General features: G+C 45.1%; 24 protein-coding genes and 2 other annotated features. All 24 genes read left to right on the forward strand.

Annotation, left to right across the window (positions count from 1 at the left end):
* Window positions 1-4 precede the first annotated feature (4 nt).
* The 24 genes from JNUCC21_RS00570 to rpoB all read left to right on the forward strand — a co-directional run bounded on the left by JNUCC21_RS00570 (window position 5) and on the right by rpoB (window position 23,571).
* Window positions 5-562 carry a UvrB/UvrC motif-containing protein gene (locus tag JNUCC21_RS00570; RefSeq protein ID WP_025284097.1) on the forward strand — a complete coding sequence of 186 codons (558 nt, stop codon included), beginning with the start codon at window positions 5-7 and terminating at the stop codon, window positions 560-562.
* Window positions 562-1,653, forward strand: coding sequence for a protein arginine kinase (locus JNUCC21_RS00575; RefSeq protein ID WP_003156398.1), 1,092 nt, complete (start codon window positions 562-564; stop codon window positions 1,651-1,653). Before JNUCC21_RS00570 ends, JNUCC21_RS00575 begins: the two co-directional genes overlap by 1 nt.
* The gene (gene clpC, locus JNUCC21_RS00580; RefSeq protein WP_007410388.1) at window positions 1,650-4,082 is read left to right on the forward strand and encodes an ATP-dependent protease ATP-binding subunit ClpC; all 2,433 of its coding nucleotides are present in this window, start codon (window positions 1,650-1,652) and stop codon (window positions 4,080-4,082) included. Before JNUCC21_RS00575 ends, clpC begins: the two co-directional genes overlap by 4 nt.
* Window positions 4,083-4,175: 93 nt before the next feature.
* Window positions 4,176-5,555 carry a DNA repair protein RadA gene (gene radA, locus JNUCC21_RS00585; RefSeq protein ID WP_368222335.1) on the forward strand — a complete coding sequence of 460 codons (1,380 nt, stop codon included), beginning with the start codon at window positions 4,176-4,178 and terminating at the stop codon, window positions 5,553-5,555.
* A 3-nt stretch (window positions 5,556-5,558) separates the two neighbouring features.
* Window positions 5,559-6,641, forward strand: coding sequence for a DNA integrity scanning diadenylate cyclase DisA (disA, locus tag JNUCC21_RS00590; RefSeq protein WP_007615225.1), 1,083 nt, complete (start codon window positions 5,559-5,561; stop codon window positions 6,639-6,641).
* Window positions 6,642-6,754: 113 nt separating this feature from the next.
* On the forward strand, window positions 6,755-7,855 hold the full coding sequence (locus JNUCC21_RS00595; protein WP_003156403.1) for a PIN/TRAM domain-containing protein: 1,101 nt from the start codon (window positions 6,755-6,757) through the stop codon (window positions 7,853-7,855).
* Window positions 7,856-7,867: 12 nt separating this feature from the next.
* Window positions 7,868-8,566 carry a 2-C-methyl-D-erythritol 4-phosphate cytidylyltransferase gene (ispD, locus tag JNUCC21_RS00600; RefSeq protein WP_015239038.1) on the forward strand — a complete coding sequence of 233 codons (699 nt, stop codon included), beginning with the start codon at window positions 7,868-7,870 and terminating at the stop codon, window positions 8,564-8,566.
* Window positions 8,559-9,035 (forward strand): 2-C-methyl-D-erythritol 2,4-cyclodiphosphate synthase, encoded by a 477-nt coding sequence (gene ispF / locus JNUCC21_RS00605; protein ID WP_003156407.1) that lies wholly within the window; start codon window positions 8,559-8,561, stop codon window positions 9,033-9,035. The genes ispD and ispF overlap by 8 nt, the downstream gene beginning before the upstream one ends.
* A gap of 91 nt (window positions 9,036-9,126) precedes the next feature.
* Complete coding sequence (gltX, locus tag JNUCC21_RS00610; RefSeq protein ID WP_007410392.1) at window positions 9,127-10,578, forward strand: glutamate--tRNA ligase; 1,452 nt, start codon at window positions 9,127-9,129, stop codon at window positions 10,576-10,578.
* A gap of 2 nt (window positions 10,579-10,580) precedes the next feature.
* Window positions 10,581-10,814 (forward strand) — a binding site (T-box leader).
* Window positions 10,815-10,888: 74 nt separating this feature from the next.
* Window positions 10,889-11,542: a serine O-acetyltransferase gene (cysE, locus tag JNUCC21_RS00615; RefSeq protein WP_003156410.1), complete on the forward strand. Its 654-nt coding sequence runs from the start codon at window positions 10,889-10,891 to the stop codon at window positions 11,540-11,542.
* A complete protein-coding gene (gene cysS / locus JNUCC21_RS00620) occupies window positions 11,539-12,939 on the forward strand; it encodes a cysteine--tRNA ligase (protein WP_003156411.1) in 1,401 nt (466 codons plus the stop codon). Before cysE ends, cysS begins: the two co-directional genes overlap by 4 nt.
* 4 nt (window positions 12,940-12,943) lie before the next feature.
* Window positions 12,944-13,375 carry a Mini-ribonuclease 3 gene (locus JNUCC21_RS00625; protein WP_003156412.1) on the forward strand — a complete coding sequence of 144 codons (432 nt, stop codon included), beginning with the start codon at window positions 12,944-12,946 and terminating at the stop codon, window positions 13,373-13,375.
* On the forward strand, window positions 13,359-14,108 hold the full coding sequence (gene rlmB / locus JNUCC21_RS00630; protein WP_003156413.1) for a 23S rRNA (guanosine(2251)-2'-O)-methyltransferase RlmB: 750 nt from the start codon (window positions 13,359-13,361) through the stop codon (window positions 14,106-14,108). The genes JNUCC21_RS00625 and rlmB overlap by 17 nt, the downstream gene beginning before the upstream one ends.
* Before the next feature lie 6 nt (window positions 14,109-14,114).
* Window positions 14,115-14,627 carry a ribosome-dependent mRNA decay endonuclease Rae1/YacP gene (gene rae1, locus JNUCC21_RS00635; protein ID WP_003156414.1) on the forward strand — a complete coding sequence of 171 codons (513 nt, stop codon included), beginning with the start codon at window positions 14,115-14,117 and terminating at the stop codon, window positions 14,625-14,627.
* A 62-nt stretch (window positions 14,628-14,689) separates the two neighbouring features.
* Window positions 14,690-15,346 (forward strand): RNA polymerase sporulation sigma factor SigH, encoded by a 657-nt coding sequence (gene sigH, locus JNUCC21_RS00640; RefSeq protein WP_003156415.1) that lies wholly within the window; start codon window positions 14,690-14,692, stop codon window positions 15,344-15,346.
* A gap of 85 nt (window positions 15,347-15,431) precedes the next feature.
* Window positions 15,432-15,581, forward strand: a complete 150-nt coding sequence (gene rpmG, locus JNUCC21_RS00645) for a 50S ribosomal protein L33 (RefSeq protein ID WP_003156421.1) — start codon at window positions 15,432-15,434, stop codon at window positions 15,579-15,581.
* A 32-nt stretch (window positions 15,582-15,613) separates the two neighbouring features.
* The gene (gene secE / locus JNUCC21_RS00650; protein ID WP_003156422.1) at window positions 15,614-15,793 is read left to right on the forward strand and encodes a preprotein translocase subunit SecE; all 180 of its coding nucleotides are present in this window, start codon (window positions 15,614-15,616) and stop codon (window positions 15,791-15,793) included.
* A 167-nt stretch (window positions 15,794-15,960) separates the two neighbouring features.
* Entirely contained in the window at window positions 15,961-16,494 is a 534-nt protein-coding gene (gene nusG / locus JNUCC21_RS00655) for a transcription termination/antitermination protein NusG (RefSeq protein WP_003156423.1), read from the forward strand.
* A gap of 167 nt (window positions 16,495-16,661) precedes the next feature.
* Complete coding sequence (gene rplK, locus JNUCC21_RS00660) at window positions 16,662-17,087, forward strand: 50S ribosomal protein L11 (RefSeq protein WP_003156430.1); 426 nt, start codon at window positions 16,662-16,664, stop codon at window positions 17,085-17,087.
* Window positions 17,088-17,181: 94 nt separating this feature from the next.
* Window positions 17,182-17,880 (forward strand): 50S ribosomal protein L1, encoded by a 699-nt coding sequence (gene rplA, locus JNUCC21_RS00665; protein ID WP_003156431.1) that lies wholly within the window; start codon window positions 17,182-17,184, stop codon window positions 17,878-17,880.
* A 48-nt stretch (window positions 17,881-17,928) separates the two neighbouring features.
* Window positions 17,929-18,071: a sequence feature (ribosomal protein L10 leader region), on the forward strand.
* A gap of 63 nt (window positions 18,072-18,134) precedes the next feature.
* Window positions 18,135-18,635 carry a 50S ribosomal protein L10 gene (gene rplJ / locus JNUCC21_RS00670; RefSeq protein ID WP_007410396.1) on the forward strand — a complete coding sequence of 167 codons (501 nt, stop codon included), beginning with the start codon at window positions 18,135-18,137 and terminating at the stop codon, window positions 18,633-18,635.
* A 41-nt stretch (window positions 18,636-18,676) separates the two neighbouring features.
* Window positions 18,677-19,048, forward strand: coding sequence for a 50S ribosomal protein L7/L12 (rplL, locus tag JNUCC21_RS00675; protein ID WP_003156436.1), 372 nt, complete (start codon window positions 18,677-18,679; stop codon window positions 19,046-19,048).
* 91 nt (window positions 19,049-19,139) lie between these two features.
* Window positions 19,140-19,745, forward strand: coding sequence for a class I SAM-dependent methyltransferase (locus tag JNUCC21_RS00680; RefSeq protein WP_025284098.1), 606 nt, complete (start codon window positions 19,140-19,142; stop codon window positions 19,743-19,745).
* A 244-nt stretch (window positions 19,746-19,989) separates the two neighbouring features.
* The gene (gene rpoB, locus JNUCC21_RS00685; RefSeq protein ID WP_003156440.1) at window positions 19,990-23,571 is read left to right on the forward strand and encodes a DNA-directed RNA polymerase subunit beta; all 3,582 of its coding nucleotides are present in this window, start codon (window positions 19,990-19,992) and stop codon (window positions 23,569-23,571) included.
* The last annotated feature ends 30 nt before the right edge of the window (window positions 23,572-23,601 follow it).

Below are 23,601 nucleotides of genomic sequence, written 5' to 3' on the forward strand. Positions count from 1 at the left end.
AAGATTGATTTGTCAAGAATGCAATGAGAGACCGGCCACTTTTCACTTTACGAAAGTTGTTAATGGAGAAAAACAAGAAGTTCATATTTGTGAACAATGTGCAAAAGAAAATAGCGATTCATACAGTATAAGTGGAAACCAAGGGTTCTCGATCCATAATTTATTATCAGGGCTGCTGAATATGGAGTCTTCATTTCAAAACACCGGTTCTCAAATGTTCAGCTACTCAGAGCAAGGCACAGCTTGTAAGAAATGCGGTATGACGTTTCAGCAGCTGAGAAAAACAGGGCGTTTCGGCTGTGCGGAATGTTACGATACGTTCTACAGCCAAATTACGCCGATCTTGCGAAAAGTTCATAGCGGGAATACGGTGCATGCCGGGAAAATTCCAAAACGAATAGGCGGAAACCTGCATGTAAGACGGCAAATGGAAATGTTAAAAAAAGAACTTGAATCTTTAATACACCACGAAGAGTTTGAAAGAGCAGCGGAGGTCAGGGATCAGATCCGATCGTTAGAGCAGAAATTAAAAAGTAAAGACAGTGAGGGGGAACAAGGGTAATGTCGCTCAAGCATTTTATTCAGGACGCACTAAGCAATTGGATGAAGCAAAAGGGACCTGAAAGTGACATTGTACTCAGCAGCCGTATACGGTTGGCCCGAAACTTTGAAAATATAAAGTTTCCTGCCAGGTATACGAATGAAGAAGCCTCATCCATCATTCAGCAATTCGAAGATCATTTTTCAGGAAAAGAACTGCCTGATATCGGTCAATTTCATTTAATCAGAATGAGTGAAGCTCAGCCTTTGGAAAAACGGGTGCTGATGGAGAAACATCTGATCAGCCCGAATTTAACGGAATCCCCTTTTGGCGGCTGTTTGCTTTCTGAAAATGAAGAAGTCAGCATTATGTTAAATGAAGAAGATCATATCAGAATTCAATGCCTCTTCCCCGGCTTCCAGCTTCTCAATGCCATAAAAGCGGCGAACCAGGTTGATGACTGGATTGAGGAGAAAGTGGATTACGCCTTTGGAGAGAAAAGAGGGTACTTAACAAGCTGTCCTACAAATGTAGGGACGGGACTAAGGGCTTCAGTCATGATGCATTTGCCGGGCCTTGTATTAACTAGGCAAATGAATCGAATTATACCGGCAATTAACCAATTAGGTTTAGTTGTTAGAGGAATTTACGGTGAAGGCAGCGAAGCATTAGGAAATATCTTTCAAATTTCAAATCAAATCACACTCGGAAAATCAGAACAGGACATTGTAGATGATTTAAACAGTGTGGCTGCCCAGCTGATTGAGCAGGAACGTTCAGCCCGAGAAGCGCTTTACCAAACCTCGAAAATTGAATTGGAGGACCGGGTATTCAGGTCTTACGGTGTTTTATCCAACTGCCGTATGATTGAATCAAAGGAAACGGCGAAATGCCTTTCTGACGTTCGGCTGGGGATAGACCTGGGGATCATTAAAGGGCTATCAAGCAATATACTTAATGAACTGATGATTTTGACACAGCCGGGTTTTCTCCAGCAATATTCGGGCGGTGCATTACGGCCGAACGAAAGAGACGCGAGAAGAGCGGCTCTTATCAGGGAAAGGCTGCATTTAGAAATGAGTGCAAATAGACAGGAGGATGATTCGATATGATGTTTGGAAGGTTTACAGAGCGAGCTCAAAAGGTATTGGCACTGGCACAGGAAGAAGCACTGCGCTTAGGCCATAACAATATTGGAACTGAACATATCTTATTAGGTCTGGTTCGTGAAGGAGAAGGGATTGCGGCTAAAGCACTCCAAGCACTCGGACTCGGTTCGGATAAAATTCAGAAAGAAGTGGAGAGCTTAATCGGACGGGGACAGGAAATGTCTCAAACGATTCATTATACGCCAAGAGCAAAAAAAGTCATTGAGCTCAGCATGGATGAAGCCAGAAAGCTAGGACATTCTTATGTGGGAACAGAACACATACTTCTCGGACTGATTCGTGAAGGAGAAGGCGTGGCCGCGAGAGTTCTGAATAATCTCGGTGTCAGCTTGAATAAGGCGAGACAGCAAGTGCTGCAGCTTCTGGGAAGCAATGAGACGGGGTCTTCTGCATCCGGTACGAACAGCAATGCAAACACGCCGACGCTTGACAGCTTGGCTCGTGATTTAACTGCGATTGCGAAGGAAGACAGTCTTGATCCGGTTATCGGCCGAAGCAAAGAAATTCAGCGTGTTATTGAGGTATTAAGCCGCAGAACGAAGAATAACCCCGTTCTTATCGGAGAACCGGGTGTCGGTAAAACTGCGATTGCTGAAGGCCTCGCACAGCAGATCATCAATAATGAAGTGCCGGAAATTTTACGTGATAAACGCGTAATGACATTAGACATGGGGACGGTTGTAGCCGGTACGAAATACCGCGGAGAATTTGAAGACCGCTTGAAAAAAGTAATGGATGAAATACGTCAGGCCGGCAATATTATTTTATTCATTGACGAACTGCATACACTGATCGGAGCGGGGGGAGCAGAAGGTGCGATTGACGCGTCGAATATCTTAAAACCTTCACTGGCCCGCGGAGAGCTTCAATGCATCGGTGCGACAACGCTTGATGAATACCGTAAATATATCGAAAAAGACGCCGCTCTGGAGCGCCGTTTCCAGCCGATTCAGGTCGATCAGCCGTCAGCCGATGAAAGCATTCAAATTTTAAAAGGGCTCCGTGACCGCTATGAAGCGCATCACCGCGTATCCATTACCGATGAAGCGATTGAAGCGGCGGTAAAATTGTCCGACCGTTATATTTCTGACCGCTTCCTTCCGGATAAAGCGATCGATTTAATTGATGAAGCGGGTTCAAAAGTGCGTCTCCGTTCTTTCACAACGCCTCCGAACTTAAAAGAGCTTGAGCAGAAACTCGATGAAGTTCGCAAGGAAAAAGACGCTGCCGTTCAGAGCCAGGAGTTTGAAAAAGCGGCTTCTCTTCGTGATACGGAGCAGCGCCTGAGAGAACAGGTGGAAGACACGAAAAAAACGTGGAAAGAAAAACAAGGCCAGGAGAACTCCGAAGTTTCTGTAGAGGATATCGCAATGGTTGTATCCAGCTGGACCGGGGTGCCTGTATCTAAAATTGCTCAAACGGAAACAGATAAGCTTCTCAATATGGAAAGCATTCTGCACTCCCGCGTCATCGGCCAGGATGAAGCTGTTGTAGCCGTTGCAAAGGCTGTCAGACGTGCAAGAGCCGGTCTGAAGGACCCGAAACGCCCGATTGGTTCATTCATCTTCTTAGGCCCTACAGGCGTTGGGAAGACAGAGCTGGCACGAGCGCTGGCGGAATCCATTTTCGGTGATGAAGAAGCGATGATCAGAGTGGATATGTCCGAATACATGGAGAAACATTCGACTTCACGTCTTGTCGGTTCTCCTCCGGGATATGTCGGCTATGATGAAGGCGGCCAGCTGACAGAAAAAGTGAGAAGAAAACCTTACTCTGTCGTACTGCTTGATGAAATTGAAAAAGCGCACCCTGATGTGTTTAACATACTCCTGCAAGTGCTTGAAGACGGACGCTTGACTGATTCAAAAGGACGCACTGTGGATTTCCGCAACACGATCCTGATTATGACGTCAAACGTCGGAGCGAGCGAGCTGAAACGCAACAAATATGTGGGCTTCAATGTGCAGGATGAATCACAAAACCATAAAGACATGAAAGACAAAGTCATGGGAGAGCTGAAGCGTGCCTTCAGACCTGAGTTTATCAACCGGATTGACGAAATTATCGTCTTCCACTCCCTTGAGAAAAAACACCTTACAGACATCGTGTCGCTTATGTCTGATCAGTTAACAAAACGTCTGAAAGAACAAGATCTCTCTATCGAGCTGACGGATGCTGCAAAAGCAAAAGTGGCAGAAGAGGGCGTCGATTTGGAATACGGCGCACGTCCGTTAAGAAGAGCGATTCAAAAGCATGTGGAGGACCGGTTATCAGAAGAACTCCTCAGAGGCAATATTGATAAAGGCCAGCACATTGTTCTTGATGTTGAGGACGGCGAATTTGTCGTAAAAACAACTGCTAAAACGAACTAATATAGTGACAAACATGAGGCATACGTAAGCAAGTGTATGCCTCACTTTGTTATATAGAGAAATATTCGATAAGGAAGAGGTCTTACAACATATATGGCTAAATCAAAAACAAAATTCATCTGCCACTCATGCGGTTATGAATCCGCAAAGTGGATGGGAAAGTGCCCGGGCTGCGGGGCTTGGAATACAATGGTGGAAGAAACCGTAAAAAAAGCGCCGGCGAATCGGCGGGCGGCTTTCTCCCACTCCGTTCAAACCGTCCAGAAACCATCACCCATTACATCAATTGAAACATCGGAAGAACCCCGCGTTCACACAAAGCTTGAAGAATTCAACAGAGTGCTTGGCGGCGGCGTTGTGAAGGGCTCGTTAGTATTAATCGGCGGCGATCCCGGCATCGGAAAATCAACGCTCCTTCTCCAAGTATCCGCACAATTAGCAGATACGGCCGGCAGCGTGCTTTACATTTCAGGGGAAGAATCCGTGAAGCAAACGAAGCTGCGCGCCGACAGACTTGGAATCAACAGCCAAATGTTACATGTTTTATCTGAAACCGATATGGAGTATATTTCGTCTGCTATACAAGAGATGAAACCCGCATTTGTTGTCGTAGACTCCATTCAGACCGTTTATCAAAGTGATATCACCTCAGCTCCCGGCAGTGTATCACAAGTAAGAGAGTGTACGGCCGAATTGATGAAAATCGCGAAAACAAACGGCATACCTATTTTTATCGTCGGGCACGTCACAAAAGAAGGATCGATCGCAGGGCCGAGATTGCTTGAGCACATGGTCGATACCGTTCTATACTTTGAAGGAGAGCGGCACCATACATTCCGTATTTTGCGGGCCGTAAAAAACCGTTTCGGCTCCACAAATGAAATGGGCATCTTTGAAATGCGGGAAGAGGGGCTTACGGAAGTGCTGAACCCTTCTGAAATTTTCTTGGAAGAGCGTTCTGCCGGGGCATCGGGTTCGAGTATCGTTGCGTCAATGGAAGGAACGAGACCGATCCTGGTTGAAATCCAGGCGCTCATATCACCGACCAGTTTTGGAAACCCGCGCCGCATGGCTACAGGCATTGACCACAACAGGGTGTCGTTAATTATGGCTGTGCTTGAGAAGCGGGTGGGTCTTTTGCTTCAAAATCAAGATGCATATTTAAAGGTCGCTGGCGGGGTCAAACTGGATGAACCGGCGATTGATTTGGCAGTAGCCGTCAGCATTGCCTCAAGCTTCAGAGATACACCGCCGAATCCCGCAGATTGCTTTATCGGTGAAGTGGGTCTGACAGGAGAAGTCCGCAGGGTGTCAAGAATCGAACAGCGCGTAAAGGAAGCGGCAAAACTCGGCTTCAAGCGCATGATTATACCTGAGGCGAATGCAGACGGGTGGACAATACCAAAAGGGATTGAGGTTGTCGGAGTAGCAAATGTTGCAGAAGCGCTTCGTACTTCATTAGGAGGATCATAATAGATGGAAAAAGAGAAAAAAGGGGCGAAACAAGAGCTTGACCTGTCTGCAATTCTGCAGTTCGTTGCACCGGGCACCCCGCTCAGAGCCGGGATAGAGAATGTACTTCGGGCAAATACAGGCGGCCTGATTGTTGTCGGATACAATGATAAGGTAAAGCAAGTCGTGGATGGCGGTTTTCATATTAATACATCATTTGCGCCCGCTCACTTATACGAGCTGGCCAAAATGGACGGTGCCATTATTTTAAGTGATTCCGGCCAGAAAATTCTTTATGCGAATACGCAGCTTATGCCGGAAGCGACCATTTCTTCTTCAGAAACGGGAATGAGGCACCGTACGGCGGAACGGGTGGCGAAGCAGACCGGCTGTCTCGTCATCGCCATTTCTGAGCGCAGAAATGTCATTACGTTATATCAGGACAGCATGAAGTACACACTAAAGGACATAGGATTTATTTTAACAAAGGCAAATCAGGCCATTCAAACGCTTGAGAAGTATAAAACCATTTTAGACAAAACGATTACGGCTTTAAACGCATTAGAGTTTGAGGAGCTTGTGACATTCAGTGACGTGCTGTCCGTCATGCATCGATATGAAATGGTGCTCCGAATAAAAAATGAAATCAATATGTATATTAAAGAACTCGGAACGGAAGGCCACTTAATCCGTCTGCAGGTGATTGAACTGATTACGGACATGGAAGAAGAGGCGGCACTTTTCATCAAAGACTATGTCAAAGAAAAAATCAAAGATCCGTTCGTGCTGTTAAAAGAGCTTCAGGATATGTCCAGCTATGATCTGCTTGATGATTCCATTCTGTTTAAGCTGCTTGGATATCCGGCTTCTACCAATATTGATGATTATGTGCTCCCGAGAGGATACAGGCTGCTGAACAAAATTCCGCGTCTGCCGATGCCGATTGTTGAAAATGTGGTTGAGGCGTTCGGATTTTTGCCAAGCATAACGGAAGCCACTGTAGAAGAGCTTGATGATGTTGAGGGTATCGGCGAAGTGCGCGCCAAAAAAATCAAAAAAGGCTTAAAACGCCTTCAGGAAAAACACTATATAGATAGACAGCTTTAAGAATCGCTTAAACCTGTCGGAATCCGGGTATATTATTGTTAGTTTTTGTTTATTCTGAATTTGTAGGCTCTGACAGTCTGCTGAAAAAATGCTACTTAAAAGGAGGTGGAGGTATGTTAAAACGAATAGTTCAGGCGTTCTTCATTATTGTGGGCGGCGTTGTCGGTATCTTTTTAATACCTGAATTGTTTGTGCTGTCAAATATACAGGACATACCTTTAATAACAAACGCATATACGTCTGCTGCAATTGGTGCTATTATCTTTTTTCTCATCAGTATATGGACGACAGAATATGTGATTAATTGGGTAAAATGGATTGAAGATTCTTTGCTGAGAGCTCCGGTGCCGGATCTGTTATTCGGGAGTCTCGGATTGGTTTTTGGACTTATCATCGCATATCTCATTGTAAACGTGATTCCGCTGGACAATATTCCGTACCGTATATTCAGCACCATCATTCCGGTCTTTCTGGCTTTCTTTCTCGGTTATCTGGGCTTCCAAGTCGGATTTAAGAAAAAGGATGAACTGATCAGTCTTTTCTCCATTTCTGCAAGAATGCAGAAGAAAAAGGGAAGTGCTGATGAGGAGCAGGAGGAACAGGATAAAAGGCTGAAAATCTTGGATACAAGTGTTATTATTGATGGGAGAATTGCAGATATTTGTCAGACGGGCTTTTTAGAAGGCGTCATTGTAATTCCTCAATTTGTGCTGGAGGAATTACAGCATATCGCTGATTCTTCAGATGTTTTAAAACGTAACAGAGGACGCCGCGGACTGGATATCTTGAATCGCATTCAAAAGGAACTGGATATTACGGTTGAAATTTATGAAGGCGACTTCGAAGACATTCAGGAGGTTGACAGCAAGCTTGTCAAACTTGCGAAGCTGACATCCGGCGTCGTTGTGACGAATGATTTTAATTTAAATAAAGTATGTGAGCTTCAGAAGGTTGCGGTACTGAATATTAATGACCTTGCAAACGCGGTGAAGCCGGTTGTGCTTCCGGGCGAAGAGATGAATGTGCAGGTGATTAAGGACGGGAAAGAGCATAATCAAGGTGTGGCTTACTTGGATGACGGGACGATGATTGTTGTGGAAGAAGGCCGCAATTATATAGGGAAACATATTGATGTGCTCGTAACCAGCGTACTGCAGACAGCGGCGGGACGAATGATTTTTGCCAAGCCCAAGCTGCTTGAGAAAGCTCTTTAAGAGGGAGTTTATATGGAGTATGTTGTCGTTATTCCGGCTGCCGGACAAGGAAAAAGGATGAAGGCCGGGAAAAATAAGCTGTTCATCAGCTTAAAAGGTGCACCTGTTATTATACACACACTGCGGGTTTTTGAAAGCCACGCACCCTGTCAGAAAATAATCCTGGTGATAAACGAGAGTGAACGGGAAGATTTTCGACAGCTGCTGGCCCAATTTCCGATTCAGACGGAAATTGAGCTTGTTACCGGGGGTGCGGAGCGTCAGCACAGTGTATACGAAGGACTGAAAGTGATTGATAAGGAATCGGTCGTCCTTGTTCATGACGGAGCGCGCCCGTTTGTCACACATCAGCATATCGATAAGCTCGTGGAAACAGCAGAGGAGGCGGGAGCGGCTGTCCTGGCTGTTCCTGTGAAAGACACGATAAAACGGGCGGAAGGCTCCCGGGTTGCGGAGACCTTTGATCGTTCAAGCTTGTGGGCCGTTCAAACGCCGCAAGCTTTTCGTCTTTCTTTATTGAAGACGGCGCATATGGAAGCGGAAAACAAAGGCTTCTTAGGGACGGATGACGCCAGCCTCGTCGAGCGTCTTGATGGATATCAGGTGAGTATCGTTGAAGGCAGCTATACCAATATTAAGCTGACAACGCCTGATGACCTGATATTTGCGGAAGCAATCATGAAAGCGGAAAGTGGGAATCATAATGTTTAGAATCGGACAAGGATTTGATGTGCATCAATTAACGGAAGGCCGTCCTCTCATCATCGGCGGAATTGAAATTCCTTATGAAAAGGGGCTGCTCGGACATTCAGATGCTGATGTATTGCTGCATACAGTCGCAGACGCGTGTCTCGGAGCGGCAGGTGAAGGAGATATCGGCAAGCATTTCCCGGATACTGATCCGGAATTCAAGGATGCGGATTCTTTTAAGCTGCTTCAGCATGTCTGGAACATTGTTAAAGAAAAAGGATACGTACTCGGAAATATAGACTGCACGATTATTGCGCAAAAGCCGAAAATGGCGCCGCATATTGATGCTATGAGAAAACGGATAGCGGAAGGCCTTGAGGCGGACGTCTCTCAAGTAAACGTAAAAGCGACGACGACAGAAAAGCTCGGGTTTACCGGAAGAGCCGAAGGAATTGCCGCTCAGGCAACCGTTCTGATCCAAAAAGCCTGATCATTGTTTTGATGCCCGGTCTATTTGGTGGTAGAATAGATACATATATTCGGCTAGAGGCTACAGACGAGATGAAAGGAAGTATTTGAACATGGGAAATGAAGTACGCGTTCGTTATGCACCGAGTCCGACCGGACATTTGCATATCGGTAACGCCAGAACGGCGCTTTTTAACTATTTATTTGCCCGCAGCCAAGGCGGAAAGTTTATTATCCGGATTGAGGATACGGACAAAAAGCGAAATATTGAAGGCGGAGAGCAAAGCCAGCTCAACTATTTGAAATGGCTCGGCATGGACTGGGATGAAAGTGTGGATATCGGCGGAGAATACGGCCCGTACCGCCAGTCTGAGCGTAACGACATTTACAAAAAGTACTATGAAGAGCTTCTTGAAAAAGGGCTTGCTTATAAATGTTTCTGTACGGAAGAAGAACTTGAGAAAGAGCGTGAAGAGCAAATCGCCCGCGGTGAAATGCCGCGCTATTCCGGCAAACACAGAAACCTGACTCAGGAAGAGCAGGAGCAGTTTTTAGCCGAAGGCAGACAGCCGAGCATCCGTTTCCGCGTGCCGGAAGGGAAAATCATCGCATTTAACGATATCGTAAAAGGCGAGATTTCTTTTGAATCAGACGGCATCGGCGACTTTGTCATCGTCAAAAAAGACGGAACACCGACGTATAACTTTGCCGTCGCGATTGACGATTACTTAATGAAAATGACGCACGTGCTCCGCGGTGAGGATCACATTTCAAATACACCGAAACAGATCATGATTTTCCAGGCATTCGGCTGGGATGTTCCTGTCTTCGGACATATGACGCTTATCGTAAACGAAAGCCGCAAAAAATTAAGTAAACGTGATGAATCAATTATCCAGTTTATTGAGCAGTATGATGAGCTGGGTTACCTGCCTGAAGCGCTCTTTAACTTTATCGGACTTCTCGGCTGGTCTCCCGTCGGTGAAGAAGAGCTTTTCACAAGAGAACAATTCATTGAAATTTTTGATGTAAATCGTTTGTCTAAGTCACCGGCTCTGTTTGATATGCATAAACTGAAATGGGTCAACAACCAATACGTCAAAGCGCTGGATCTTGATCAAGTGGTTGAGCTGACCCTGCCGCACCTGCAAAAAGCAGGAAAAGTCGGCACTGAGCTTTCTGCCGAGGAGCAGGAATGGGTTCGTAAATTAATTTCTCTTTACCATGAGCAATTGAGCTACGGCGCTGAAATTGTCGAGCTGACTGATTTGTTCTTTAAAGATGAGATCGAGTATAATCAAGAGGCAAAAGCCGTTCTGGAAGAGGAACAGGTGCCTGAAGTGCTCAGCGTATTTGCTGCGAAGCTTGAAGAGCTTGAAGAATTTACGCCTGAGCTGATCAAAGCCTCAATCAAAGCTGTTCAGAAAGAAACAGGCCATAAAGGCAAAAAGCTGTTCATGCCGATTCGTGTAGCGGTTACCGGTCAGACACACGGTCCTGAGCTTCCGCAGGCCATTGAGCTGATCGGCAGAGAAACAGCCGTCAGACGCCTGAAAAGCATTTAAATATACGATTGTTGACAGGGAAGAGTATAAAACAATGACCATTACAGAAAGAATCTTCATCGGCTGAGAGAGATTCATGCGTCATGTTTTAGAAGTGCGCCCTTAAGACCTTTGAAGAACATTTCTGCGGAAATCAGTATTTAAAGGCGGCCGCCGCCGTTACCGGCTTTTAAGTTGGGAAAACAGTGACTTGTTTTTCAAACAGAGTGGAACCGCGCGGTAAAAGCGTCTCTGTCATGTTTACATGCAGAGGCGCTTTTTTTATAGGCGGAAAAACAGACTGGAGCGGGGAGAGAATGGGGGGAAGCATGTGTTTTTTAAAATGCTAAAAGAAGACATAGATACAGTGTTCGATCAAGATCCGGCAGCAAGAAGCTATTTCGAAGTTGTTTTAACTTATTCTGGTTTACATGCTATATGGGCGCATCGGATTGCACATGCTTTATATAAACGGAGATTTTTCTTCCTGGCGCGCCTGATATCACAGATTGCCCGTTTCTTTACCGGAATTGAAATCCATCCCGGCGCGACCATCGGGAGAAGGTTTTTCATTGACCACGGTATGGGGGTCGTTATAGGGGAAACATGTGAAATCGGCAATAACGTGACGGTATTCCAAGGTGTCACTCTCGGGGGAACGGGAAAAGAAAAGGGGAAGCGGCATCCGACCATAAAAGATGATGCTTTAATTGCAACCGGAGCGAAGGTGCTCGGTTCTATTACGGTCGGGCAGGGTTCTAAAGTAGGGGCCGGCTCCGTTGTGCTTCGTGATGTTCCCGACTTTTCGACCGTTGTCGGCATACCGGGGAAAGTCGTCATTCAGAACGGAAGAAAAATCAAACGCGATCTCAATCACCAAGACTTGCCCGATCCGGTTGCTGACCGGTTTAGAGCATTGGAGCAGCAGATTTTTGAACTGCAGGCTGAACTGGAAGATAAAAAAGAAAGGATCAACCAAAAATGACCATTACACTTTATAATACATTGACACGGAAAAAGGAAACATTCGTTCCTCTTGAGGAAGGCAAAGTAAAAATGTACGTGTGCGGACCGACTGTATACAACTATATTCATATCGGAAACGCCCGTCCGGCGATTGTGTATGATACCGTACGCAACTATTTAGAGTATAAAGGATACGATGTTCAATACGTATCGAATTTCACCGATGTTGACGACAAACTGATTAAGGCGGCCAACGAGCTCGGTGAGGACGTCCCGACCGTTTCTGAACGGTTCATTAAAGCGTATTTTGAAGACGTGGGGGCTCTCGGATGCCGGAAAGCGGATCTTCACCCCCGGGTCATGGAAAATATGGACGCCATTATTGAATTTGTCAGCGAGCTGATTAAAAAAGGCTACGCTTATGAATCAGAAGGCGACGTCTATTTCAAAACAAGAGCCTTCGAAGGCTACGGAAAGCTATCTCAGCAATCAATTGATGAACTCAGATCAGGCGCGCGTATCCGTGTCGGCGAGAAGAAAGAGGATGCGCTGGACTTTGCTCTTTGGAAAGCTGCTAAGGACGGAGAAATTTCATGGGATAGCCCTTGGGGAAAAGGCCGCCCGGGCTGGCATATTGAATGCTCCGCAATGGTGAAAAAGTATTTGGGTGACGAAATCGATATTCATGCCGGCGGTCAGGACCTGACATTCCCGCACCATGAAAACGAAATCGCCCAATCTGAAGCATTAACAGGCAAGACATTCGCAAAATACTGGCTTCACAACGGATATATCAATATCGATAATGAGAAAATGTCAAAATCGCTCGGCAACTTTGTTTTGGTGCACGATATCATTAAGCAATATGACCCGCAGCTTTTGAGATTTTTCATGCTGTCCGTTCATTACCGCCACCCGATCAACTATTCGGAAGAGCTGCTTGAGAAAACAAAAAACGCGTTTAACCGCCTGAAGACGGCCTACAGTAATTTAAACCATCGTTTGATTAGCAGCACGAATCTGACTGACAATGATGAGGAATGGCTCGCTAAAATCGAAGAGCACCGCACTGCGTTTGAAGAAGCAATGGATGATGATTTTAATACGGCGAATGCGATTTCCGTTTGGTTTGATCTGGCGAAGCTCGCTAATTACTACATGCAGGAAGACAATACGGCGGATCACGTCATTAAAGCCTTTATCAGCATGTTTGACAGAATCGGATCTGTTCTCGGACTTACGCTCGGCGAAGAAGAGCTTGTCGACGAAGAGATTGAAGAGTTGATTGAGAAGAGAAATGAAGCCCGCCGCAATCGCGATTTTGCTTTGTCAGACCAGATTCGCGATCAGCTGAAAAGCATGAATATCATTCTTGAAGATACGGCCCAGGGAACTCGCTGGAAGCGGGGAGAGTAAGCGGATGCTTCAATTTGAACAAATCAAAGATTCAAAGCAGTTAAACGGTCTTGCGCTTGCTTATATGGGTGATGCCATTTTTGAAATATACGTCCGGCATCACCTGCTTAAGCAGGGCTTTACGAAACCGAATGACCTTCATAAGAAGGCGAGCCGGATTGTATCGGCAAAATCACAGGCAGACATATTGTTCCGCCTTCAGGACGAATCCTTTTTCACGGAGGAAGAGGAAGCCGTGCTGAGAAGAGGCAGAAACGCGAAATCAGGGACGACGCCTAAAAACACAGATGTACAGACGTACCGCCATAGTACAGCTTTTGAGGCTTTACTCGGATACCTTTTTCTTGAGAAAAGAGAAGAAAGACTGAATCAGCTGATTGCTGAGGCTATACAAGTCGGGACGTCAGGGAGGAAAACAAATGAGTCAGCAACATGATTACGTCATAGGAAAAAACGCTGTGATTGAGACGTTAAAGTCAGATCGCAAGCTGTATAAGTTATGGATGGCGGAAAACACAGTAAAAGGACAGGCGCAGCAAGTTATGGAGCTTGCTAAAAAGCGCGGCGTCACCATTCAATTTGTACCGAGGAAAAAACTCGATCAGATGGTGGAGGGGCAGCATCAGGGTGTTGTCGCCCAGGTGGCGGCATATGAATATGCACAATTAGACGAATTATATAAAAGAGCGGAAGAGAGAAACGAACAGCCTTTCTTTCTCATATTGGACGAGCTGGAAGACCCTCATAATCTCGGTTCCATCATGAGAACGGCTGACGCTGTCGGTGCACACGGCATCGTGATTCCGAAACGCAGAGCGGTCGGACTGACTTCGACGGTCGCAAAAGCTTCGACCGGTGCGATTGAACACATTCCCGTCGTGAAGGTGACCAACCTTGCCCGGACACTTGATGAAATGAAGGAGCGGGGGATTTGGGTCGTCGGAACGGATGCATCCGCCCGGGAAGACTACCGCTCTATGGACGGCAAGATGCCTTTGGCGCTCGTTATCGGAAGCGAAGGCAGAGGAATGGGCCGGCTTGTGAAAGAGAAATGTGATTTTCTCATTAAGCTTCCGATGGCCGGAAAAGTCACGTCTCTGAATGCGTCGGTAGCGGCCGGCCTTCTCATGTATGAAGTCTACCGGAAGCGCAATCCTTTAGGGGAATGAAGACAGATGGACATCCTGTTAGTAGACGGATACAACATGATTGGAGCTTGGCCGCAGCTAAAGGATTTAAAAGCGAACAGTTTTGAAGAAGCGAGAGATGTACTGATCCAGAAGATGGCGGAATATCAGTCCTACACGGGAATCAGAGTCATTGTGGTGTTTGACGCACACCTGGTAAAAGGCATAGAGAAAAAACAAACGAATCACAGAGTCGAAGTGATTTTCACACGGGAGAATGAAACGGCGGATGAGCGGATCGAGAAGCTTGCCCAGGCACTGAATAATATTGCGACACAGATTCATGTCGCAACCTCCGATTATACGGAGCAGTGGGCGATTTTCGGACAAGGGGCTCTCCGTAAATCCGCCCGGGAGCTCCTGAGGGAAGTGGATACGATAGAACGCCGGATTCAAAGGCGGGTTTCAAAGATCACTTCTGAAAAACCACCGGGTAAAATCGAGCTGTCCGAAGAGGTTTTGAAAACGTTTGAAAAGTGGCGCCGAGGCGGTCTGGATTAGGTTGACGCTTTTTCGCCCATTAATGTATAATATTTCTATCTACGTGCGCCGGGGGGATCGCAGTGAATCTACAGAACAGCAAGGGAAAGTTCAACAAAGTGCAATTTTGCCAGTTGGAGGACGAGCAGGTCATTGAAAAGGTTCATGTTGGGGATAGTGATGCGTTAGATTACTTGATTACGAAGTACCGTAATTTTGTACGGGCGAAAGCAAGGTCTTATTTTTTAATAGGGGCCGACAGAGAAGATATTGTACAGGAAGGGATGATAGGCTTATATAAGTCTATCCGAGACTTTAGAGAGGACAAGCTTACTTCATTTAAAGCTTTTGCAGAATTATGCATTACCCGCCAGATTATTACCGCAATAAAGACAGCTACCCGTCAGAAACACATTCCTTTAAATTCCTATGTTTCTTTAGACAAACCTATTTTTGATGAAGAATCTGACAGAACACTGCTTGATGTCATTTCAGGCGCTAAAACGTTAAATCCTGAAGAGATGATTATTAATCAGGAAGAATTTGATGATATCGAAATGAAAATGGGAGAACTGCTGAGCGATCTGGAGAGAAAGGTGCTTGTTTTGTACTTGGACGGAAGAAGTTACCAAGAGATTTCAGATGACTTAAACCGACACGTAAAATCAATCGATAATGCCCTGCAGCGCGTGAAGCGCAAGCTTGAAAAATATTTAGAAATAAGAGAGATCAGCCTGTAGCAGGTTTCTGTGTCATATTGACAGAATTTTTCTGACTGTGCTATTTTATTAAGATAAATGAATGTTTAGGAAAAGGTGTAACGACATGAGAAAAAAGATTACGCTGGCATGCAAAACTTGCGGAAATCGTAATTATACGACAATGAAAAGCTCTGCATCAGCGGCTGAGCGGTTAGAAGTTAAGAAGTACTGCAGCACTTGCAATTCACATACAGCTCATTTAGAAACAAAATAGTGTTCGCTTTTTAAATTGTGGAGGTCTTTTACATGCGCATGATGAGTTTCTTTAAAGATGTTGGGAAAGAAATGAAAAAGGTTAGCTGGCCTAAAGGCAAAGAGTTAACGCGCTATACGATCACGGTGATTTCAACGGTTATCTTTTTTGTTATCTTTTTTGCCCTCCTTGATACAGGAATTTCTCAATTAATTCGTTTAATAGTTGAATAATGATCAGCAATACGTGCTATAATAGATCATAATATCGTTTGCCAAAACCCGTTCAGCGGGTTTTTTATTGTGTTGTTGAAAAAAGGATTCATAGGCCCTGAGCCTATTTTTTGTTTTACACTTCATTTTTAAATGCGGGGAGGGAAGGACTGCAGAGTCCTGATAGAATGGAAAAGAATTGGTATGTTGTTCATACGTATTCCGGTTATGAAAACAAAGTAAAAGCGAACCTTGAAAAACGTGTGGAATCAATGGGAATGCAGGATAAAATTTTCCGCGTTGTCGTCCCTGAAGAAGAAGAGACTGATATTAAGAACGGTAAGAAAAAAGTAGTCAAAAAGAAAGTGTTCCCGGGTTATGTGCTTGTTGAAATCGTCATGACTGATGATTCCTGGTATGTGGTCCGCAACACGCCGGGCGTTACCGGATTCGTCGGATCAGCCGGTTCAGGCTCAAAGCCGACTCCGCTTCTTCCTGGCGAAGCGGAAACCATCTTAAAACGCATGGGCATGGATGAGCGGAAAACCGACATTGATTTTGAATTGAATGAGACAGTCAAAGTCATAGACGGACCTTTCGCCAACTTTACAGGATCAATTGAAGAGATTGATTATGATAAGAGCAAAGTGAAAGTATTCGTTAACATGTTCGGCCGTGAAACGCCGGTTGAACTGGAATTTACCCAGATCGACAAATTGTAATGTGAAAAAACTTGAAATTGCTATATATTAATGATAATATAGCAAAGGTACGTCTTGGACTAATCCAAGGCAGCTAGCTTGATATTTCGTCATTCATATAAAGAATGAAACCTTGAGTGGGAGGGTTTACCCTATTACCACATCACGGACTTAAGGAGGTGTGTCTCGTGGCTAAAAAAGTAGTAAAAGTTGTAAAATTGCAAATTCCTGCTGGAAAAGCTAACCCAGCGCCGCCAGTTGGACCTGCACTAGGTCAAGCCGGTGTAAATATCATGGGATTCTGTAAGGAGTTTAACGCTCGTACAGCTGACCAAGCTGGTTTAATCATTCCTGTTGAAATTTCGGTTTACGAAGACCGTTCATTTACATTTATTACAAAAACTCCGCCTGCTGCAGTATTGCTTAAAAAAGCAGCTGGAATTGAGTCTGGTTCTGGTGAACCAAACCGTAATAAAGTGGCAACCGTTAAGCGCGATAAGGTTCGCGAAATCGCTGAAACGAAAATGCCTGACTTAAACGCAGCAGACGTTGAAGCGGCAATGCGCATGGTTGAAGGTACTGCCCGCAGTATGGGTATCGTTATCGAGGATTAATTTGTTTCTTGTCGGGTTGCGAGTTTTCACAAGTTCGCAACCCTTATTCGTGGGAGGTTATTCCGCTATAACCACATAAGGAGGAAATTTTAAAATGGCTAAAAAAGGTAAAAAGTACGTTGAAGCTGCGAAGCTTGTAGACCGTGCGAAAGCTTACGACGTCGCTGAAGCAGTGGCGCTTACTAAAAAAACAAACACAGCTAAATTCGACGCTACAGTTGAAGTTGCTTTTCGTTTAGGGGTTGACCCTCGTAAAAACGATCAGCAAATCCGCGGTGCAGTTGTACTTCCTAACGGAACTGGTAAAACTCAGCGCGTGCTAGTATTCGCTAAAGGCGAAAAAGCAAAAGAAGCTGAAGCTGCCGGTGCAGACTACGTTGGCGATTCTGATTACATCGCGAAAATCCAGCAAGGCTGGTTCGAATTCGATGTAATCGTTGCGACTCCTGACATGATGGGTGAAGTCGGTAAAATCGGCCGTGTGCTTGGACCAAAAGGTCTTATGCCAAACCCTAAAACAGGAACTGTTACATTCGAAGTAGAAAAAGCAATCGGCGAAATCAAAGCTGGTAAAGTAGAATACCGCGTTGACAAAGCTGGTAACATCCATGTTCCGATCGGAAAAGTTTCTTTCGAGGATGAAAAACTTGTTGAGAACTTCACAACAATGTATGATACAATCCTGAAAGCAAAACCGGCTGCGGCTAAAGGTGTTTACGTGAAAAACGTTGCCGTTACTTCTACTATGGGCCCTGGTGTCAAAGTAGACGCTTCTACTTTCAACGTAAAATAATATTTGACTTTAGATCAGCATTCTGATATGATTCAAAATGTTGTAAAATATAATATGTCATTTATACCGTAGACAGCAGGGGCCGTTGAGGCTTAATATCCTGCCGAGGTGTATATATATCACAGCTATTACGTTACGTATGCTTGTATATACAGCCTCCATGTCCACATGGAGGCTTTTTATATGAAATCGTCGTCACAGTCGTGATCACCTAGCGGTATAAGTGTTACACAAAATCTACAGGAGGTGTAACCATGAGCAGCGCAATTGATACAAAAAAAGTTGTTGTTGAAGAGATTGCTTCTAAACTGAAAGAAAGCAAATCAACGATCATCGTTGACTACCGCGGACTTAACGTTTCTGAAGTAACTGAACTCCGTAAACAGCTTCGCGAAGCTAACGTAGAGTTCAAAGTGTACAAAAACACAATGACTCGCCGTGCGGTTGAACAAGCTGAACTTGATGGTTTGAATGATGTCTTAACTGGACCGAATGCGATCGCATTCAGTACTGAAGATGTTATCGCTCCGGCAAAAGTTCTTAACGAGTTCGCGAAAAATCACGAAGCTCTGGAAATCAAAGCGGGCGTTATCGAAGGAAAAGTATCTTCTGTTGAAGAAGTGAAAGCTCTTGCTGAACTTCCTTCACGCGATGGCTTACTTTCTATGTTGCTTAGCGTACTTCAAGCTCCAGTTCGCAACCTTGCACTTGCAGCTAAAGCAGTTGCAGACCAAAAGGAAGAACAAGGCGCTTAATCTGATTTTACCCTAAAATAAAACAAATGGAGGAATTTCAAATGGCTTTAAATATCGAAGAAATCATTGCTTCCGTTAAAGAAGCAACTGTACTTGAATTGAACGACCTAGTAAAAGCAATCGAAGAAGAATTTGGCGTAACTGCTGCTGCTCCTGTAGCTGTAGCTGGCGGAGCTGCTGCTGGCGGCGCTGCTGAAGAGCAAAGCGAATTCGACCTTATCCTTGCTGGTGCAGGTTCTCAGAAAATCAAAGTTATCAAAGTTGTTCGTGAAATCACTGGTCTTGGCTTGAAAGAAGCTAAAGAACTTGTTGACAACACTCCAAAACCACTTAAAGAAGGTATTGCGAAAGAAGAAGCTGAAGAGCTTAAAGCTAAACTTGAAGAAGTTGGCGCTTCTGTAGAAGTTAAGTAATCTTCACTTGCCTGTAGGGGAAGCTCGCTTTTATGAGGCGGGCTTTTTCTTTGCTTTTCTTTAAGTGCCATTATAAAAGGAGGTTCTAATAATGAGTGATCACTATTATTCAGAAAAACCTTCAGTTAAAAGCGATAAACAGACATGGTCATTTACACTGCGGAACAGATCTTATACATTCACAAGTGACAGCGGCGTTTTCTCGAAAAAGGAAGTTGATTTCGGTTCGCGTGTCTTAATTGAAGCGTTTGAAGAGCCGGAGATCGATGGTGACTTCCTGGATGCAGGCTGCGGTTACGGCCCGATTGGTCTGTCACTCGCCGGTGCATTTACAGACCGGACCGTGCACATGATTGACGTGAATGAAAGAGCCGTAGAGCTGTCAAATGAAAATGCAGAAAAAAACGGAATAAAAAACGTTCGAATTTATCAGAGTGATTTATTTTCAAATATTGATTCTGCTCAAACATTTGCTTCTATTATTACAAACCCCCCAATCCGCGCCGGAAAAAAAGTTGTCCATGCCATTTTTGAAAAAAGCGCTGAGCATTTAAGGGCTTCAGGTGAATTGTGGATCGTTATACAGAAAAAACAGGGCGGGCCTTCTGCCATTGAAAAACTGAAGGAGCTTTTTGACGAAGTTTCTGTGGTTCAAAAAAAGAAAGGCTATTATATCATAAAAGCAAAAAAAGTTTGACTTGAATTTTCAGCTATGTTAATATTGTAAAATGCCAATGTATATATTTTGCATGATATGCTGAAATAATCATAGTGCATGTATAAATTATACAAACATGGAAATGCTAATAAAATCGGTATTTGTTTTTGGATGTGGTTTTCTTAATTAGAAACCCTTTTTTCTTTTGTCTTGTAAAAGTATTTCTTTATCGTAAGAGATGCTTATTACACATATAATACGCATGATTTGAGGGGTGAATCAGTTGACAGGTCAACTAGTTCAGTATGGACGACACCGCCAGCGCAGAAGCTATGCTCGCATTAGCGAAGTGTTAGAATTACCAAATCTCATTGAAATTCAAACCTCTTCTTATCAGTGGTTTCTTGATGAGGGTCTTAGAGAGATGTTTCAAGACATATCACCAATTGAGGATTTCACTGGTAACCTCTCTCTAGAGTTCATTGACTACAGTTTAGGAGATCCTAAGTATCCCGTTGAAGAGTCAAAAGAACGTGATGTGACTTACTCAGCTCCGCTGAGAGTGAAGGTTCGTTTAATTAACAAAGAAACTGGAGAGGTAAAAGACCAGGATGTCTTCATGGGTGATTTCCCTATTATGACAGATACCGGTACTTTTATCATCAACGGTGCAGAACGTGTTATCGTATCTCAGCTTGTTCGGTCTCCAAGTGTATATTTCAGTGGTAAAGTAGACAAGAACGGTAAAAAAGGTTTTACCGCGACTGTCATTCCAAACCGTGGCGCATGGTTAGAATACGAAACTGATGCGAAAGATGTTGTGTATGTCCGCATTGATCGCACACGTAAGTTGCCGGTTACGGTTCTTTTGCGTGCTCTCGGCTTCGGTTCCGACCAAGAGATTCTCGATCTCATTGGTGAGAACGAATATCTCCGCAATACACTGGATAAGGACAACACTGAAAACAGTGACAAAGCGCTTCTTGAAATCTATGAGCGCCTTCGTCCCGGAGAGCCGCCTACAGTAGAAAACGCAAAAAGCTTGCTGGATTCCCGTTTCTTCGATCCGAAGCGATACGACCTTGCGAATGTAGGACGCTATAAAATTAATAAAAAGCTTCATATCAAGAACCGCCTGTTTAACCAGCGCCTTGCAGAAACACTGGTGGATCCGGAAACCGGTGAAATTCTCGCTGAAAAAGGGCAGATTCTTGACAGAAGAACACTTGATAAAGTACTGCCATACTTAGAAAATGGAATCGGCTTCAGAAAGCTTTATCCTAACGGCGGCGTTGTCGAGGATGAAGTGATGCTTCAATCCATTAAAATCTATGCTCCTACCGATGCAGAAGGAGAGCAGACGATCAATGTGATCGGCAATGCTTACATCGAAGAGGCGATTAAAAACATTACGCCTGCTGATATTATTTCTTCTATCAGCTACTTCTTCAACCTCCTGCACGGAGTGGGCGACACTGATGATATCGACCATCTCGGAAACCGCCGTCTGCGTTCTGTAGGTGAGCTCCTGCAAAACCAATTCCGTATCGGTTTAAGCCGGATGGAACGTGTCGTACGTGAAAGAATGTCTATTCAAGACACGAATACAATTACGCCGCAGCAGCTGATTAACATCAGACCTGTTATTGCGTCTATTAAAGAGTTCTTCGGAAGCTCACAGCTTTCTCAATTCATGGATCAGACGAACCCGCTTGCTGAATTGACGCACAAACGCCGTCTGTCAGCTCTCGGACCGGGCGGTTTGACACGTGAGCGCGCAGGTATGGAAGTACGTGACGTTCACTACTCTCACTATGGCCGTATGTGTCCGATTGAAACGCCTGAGGGCCCGAACATCGGTTTGATCAACTCATTGTCATCATTTGCGAAAGTAAACCGCTTTGGTTTCATTGAGACGCCATACCGCCGCGTTGATCCTGAAACAGGAAAAGTAACGCCTAGAATCGACTACCTGACTGCTGATGAAGAGGATAACTATGTCGTAGCCCAAGCGAATGCTAAGCTGAGCGATGACGGTTCTTTCTTGGATGACAGCATCGTAGCGCGTTTCAGAGGGGAAAACACCGTTGTAGCCCGCAACCGCGTGGATTACATGGACGTATCTCCTAAACAGGTTGTATCTGCTGCGACAGCATGTATTCCGTTCTTGGAAAACGATGACTCGAACCGTGCCCTCATGGGAGCGAACATGCAGCGTCAGGCTGTGCCTTTGATGCAGCCGGAAGCTCCGATCGTCGGAACGGGTATGGAATACGTATCCGGTAAAGACTCCGGTGCAGCCGTTATTTGTAAACACCCTGGTATCGTTGAACGGGTGGAAGCGAAAAACGTATGGGTGCGCCGCTATGAAGAAATTGACGGCCAAAAAGTAAAAGGCAACCTGGATAAGTACAGCTTGCTGAAATTTGTCCGCTCCAACCAAGGTACGTGCTACAACCAGCGTCCGATCGTCAGTGTCGGCGATGAAGTAGTCAAAGGAGAAATCCTTGCTGACGGACCTTCAATGGAGCTTGGTGAACTTGCTCTCGGCCGCAACGTAATGGTCGGCTTCATGACATGGGATGGTTACAACTATGAGGATGCCATCATCATGAGTGAACGCCTTGTGAAAGATGATGTATACACATCTATTCACATTGAAGAATATGAATCAGAAGCACGTGATACAAAGCTTGGGCCGGAAGAGATCACCCGCGATATTCCAAACGTAGGGGAAGACGCGCTTCGCAATCTTGATGACCGCGGAATTATCCGTATCGGTGCGGAAGTCAACGACGGAGACCTTCTCGTAGGTAAAGTAACGCCTAAAGGTGTAACTGAGCTTACGGCTGAAGAACGCCTTCTGCATGCGATCTTTGGAGAAAAAGCGCGTGAAGTCCGTGATACTTCTCTCCGTGTGCCTCACGGCGGCGGCGGAATTATCCACGACGTAAAAGTCTTCAACCGTGAAGACGGCGACGAACTTCCTCCGGGAGTGAACCAGCTTGTACGCGTATATATCGTTCAGAAACGTAAGATTTCTGAAGGTGATAAAATGGCCGGACGTCACGGAAACAAAGGGGTTATCTCGAAGATTCTTCCTGAAGAAGATATGCCTTACCTTCCTGACGGCACGCCGATCGATATCATGCTTAACCCGCTGGGTGTACCATCACGTATGAATATCGGTCAGGTATTAGAACTTCACATGGGTATGGCTGCCCGCTACCTCGGCATTCACATCGCGTCACCTGTATTTGACGGCGCGCGTGAAGAAGATGTGTGGGAAACACTTGAAGAAGCAGGCATGTCAAGAGACGCTAAAACAGTTCTTTATGACGGCCGTACGGGAGAACCGTTTGACAACCGTGTATCTGTCGGAATCATGTACATGATCAAACTGGCACACATGGTTGATGATAAACTTCATGCCCGTTCTACAGGTCCATACTCACTTGTTACGCAGCAGCCTCTCGGCGGTAAAGCCCAATTCGGCGGACAGCGTTTCGGTGAGATGGAGGTTTGGGCGCTTGAAGCTTACGGCGCAGCTTACACGCTTCAAGAAATCCTGACTGTGAAGTCCGATGACGTGGTCGGACGTGTGAAAACATATGAAGCCATCGTCAAAGGCGACAATGTTCCAGAGCCTGGTGTTCCGGAATCATTCAAAGTATTGATCAAAGAGCTTCAAAGCTTAGGTATGGACGTAAAAATCCTTTCAGGCGATGAAGAAGAAATAGAAATGAGAGATCTAGAAGACGAGGAAGATGCGAAACAGGCTGACGGCCTTGCATTATCAGGTGATGAAGCGCCGGAAGAAACAGCATCTCCAGACGTTGAACGTGACGCAGTAACGAAAGAATAGTCTCTGATTGATAAAGGCAAGTGACATCGG

This window comes from Bacillus sp. JNUCC-21, assembly GCF_041222765.1.
GTDB classification, from domain to species: domain Bacteria; phylum Bacillota; class Bacilli; order Bacillales; family Bacillaceae; genus Bacillus; species Bacillus velezensis.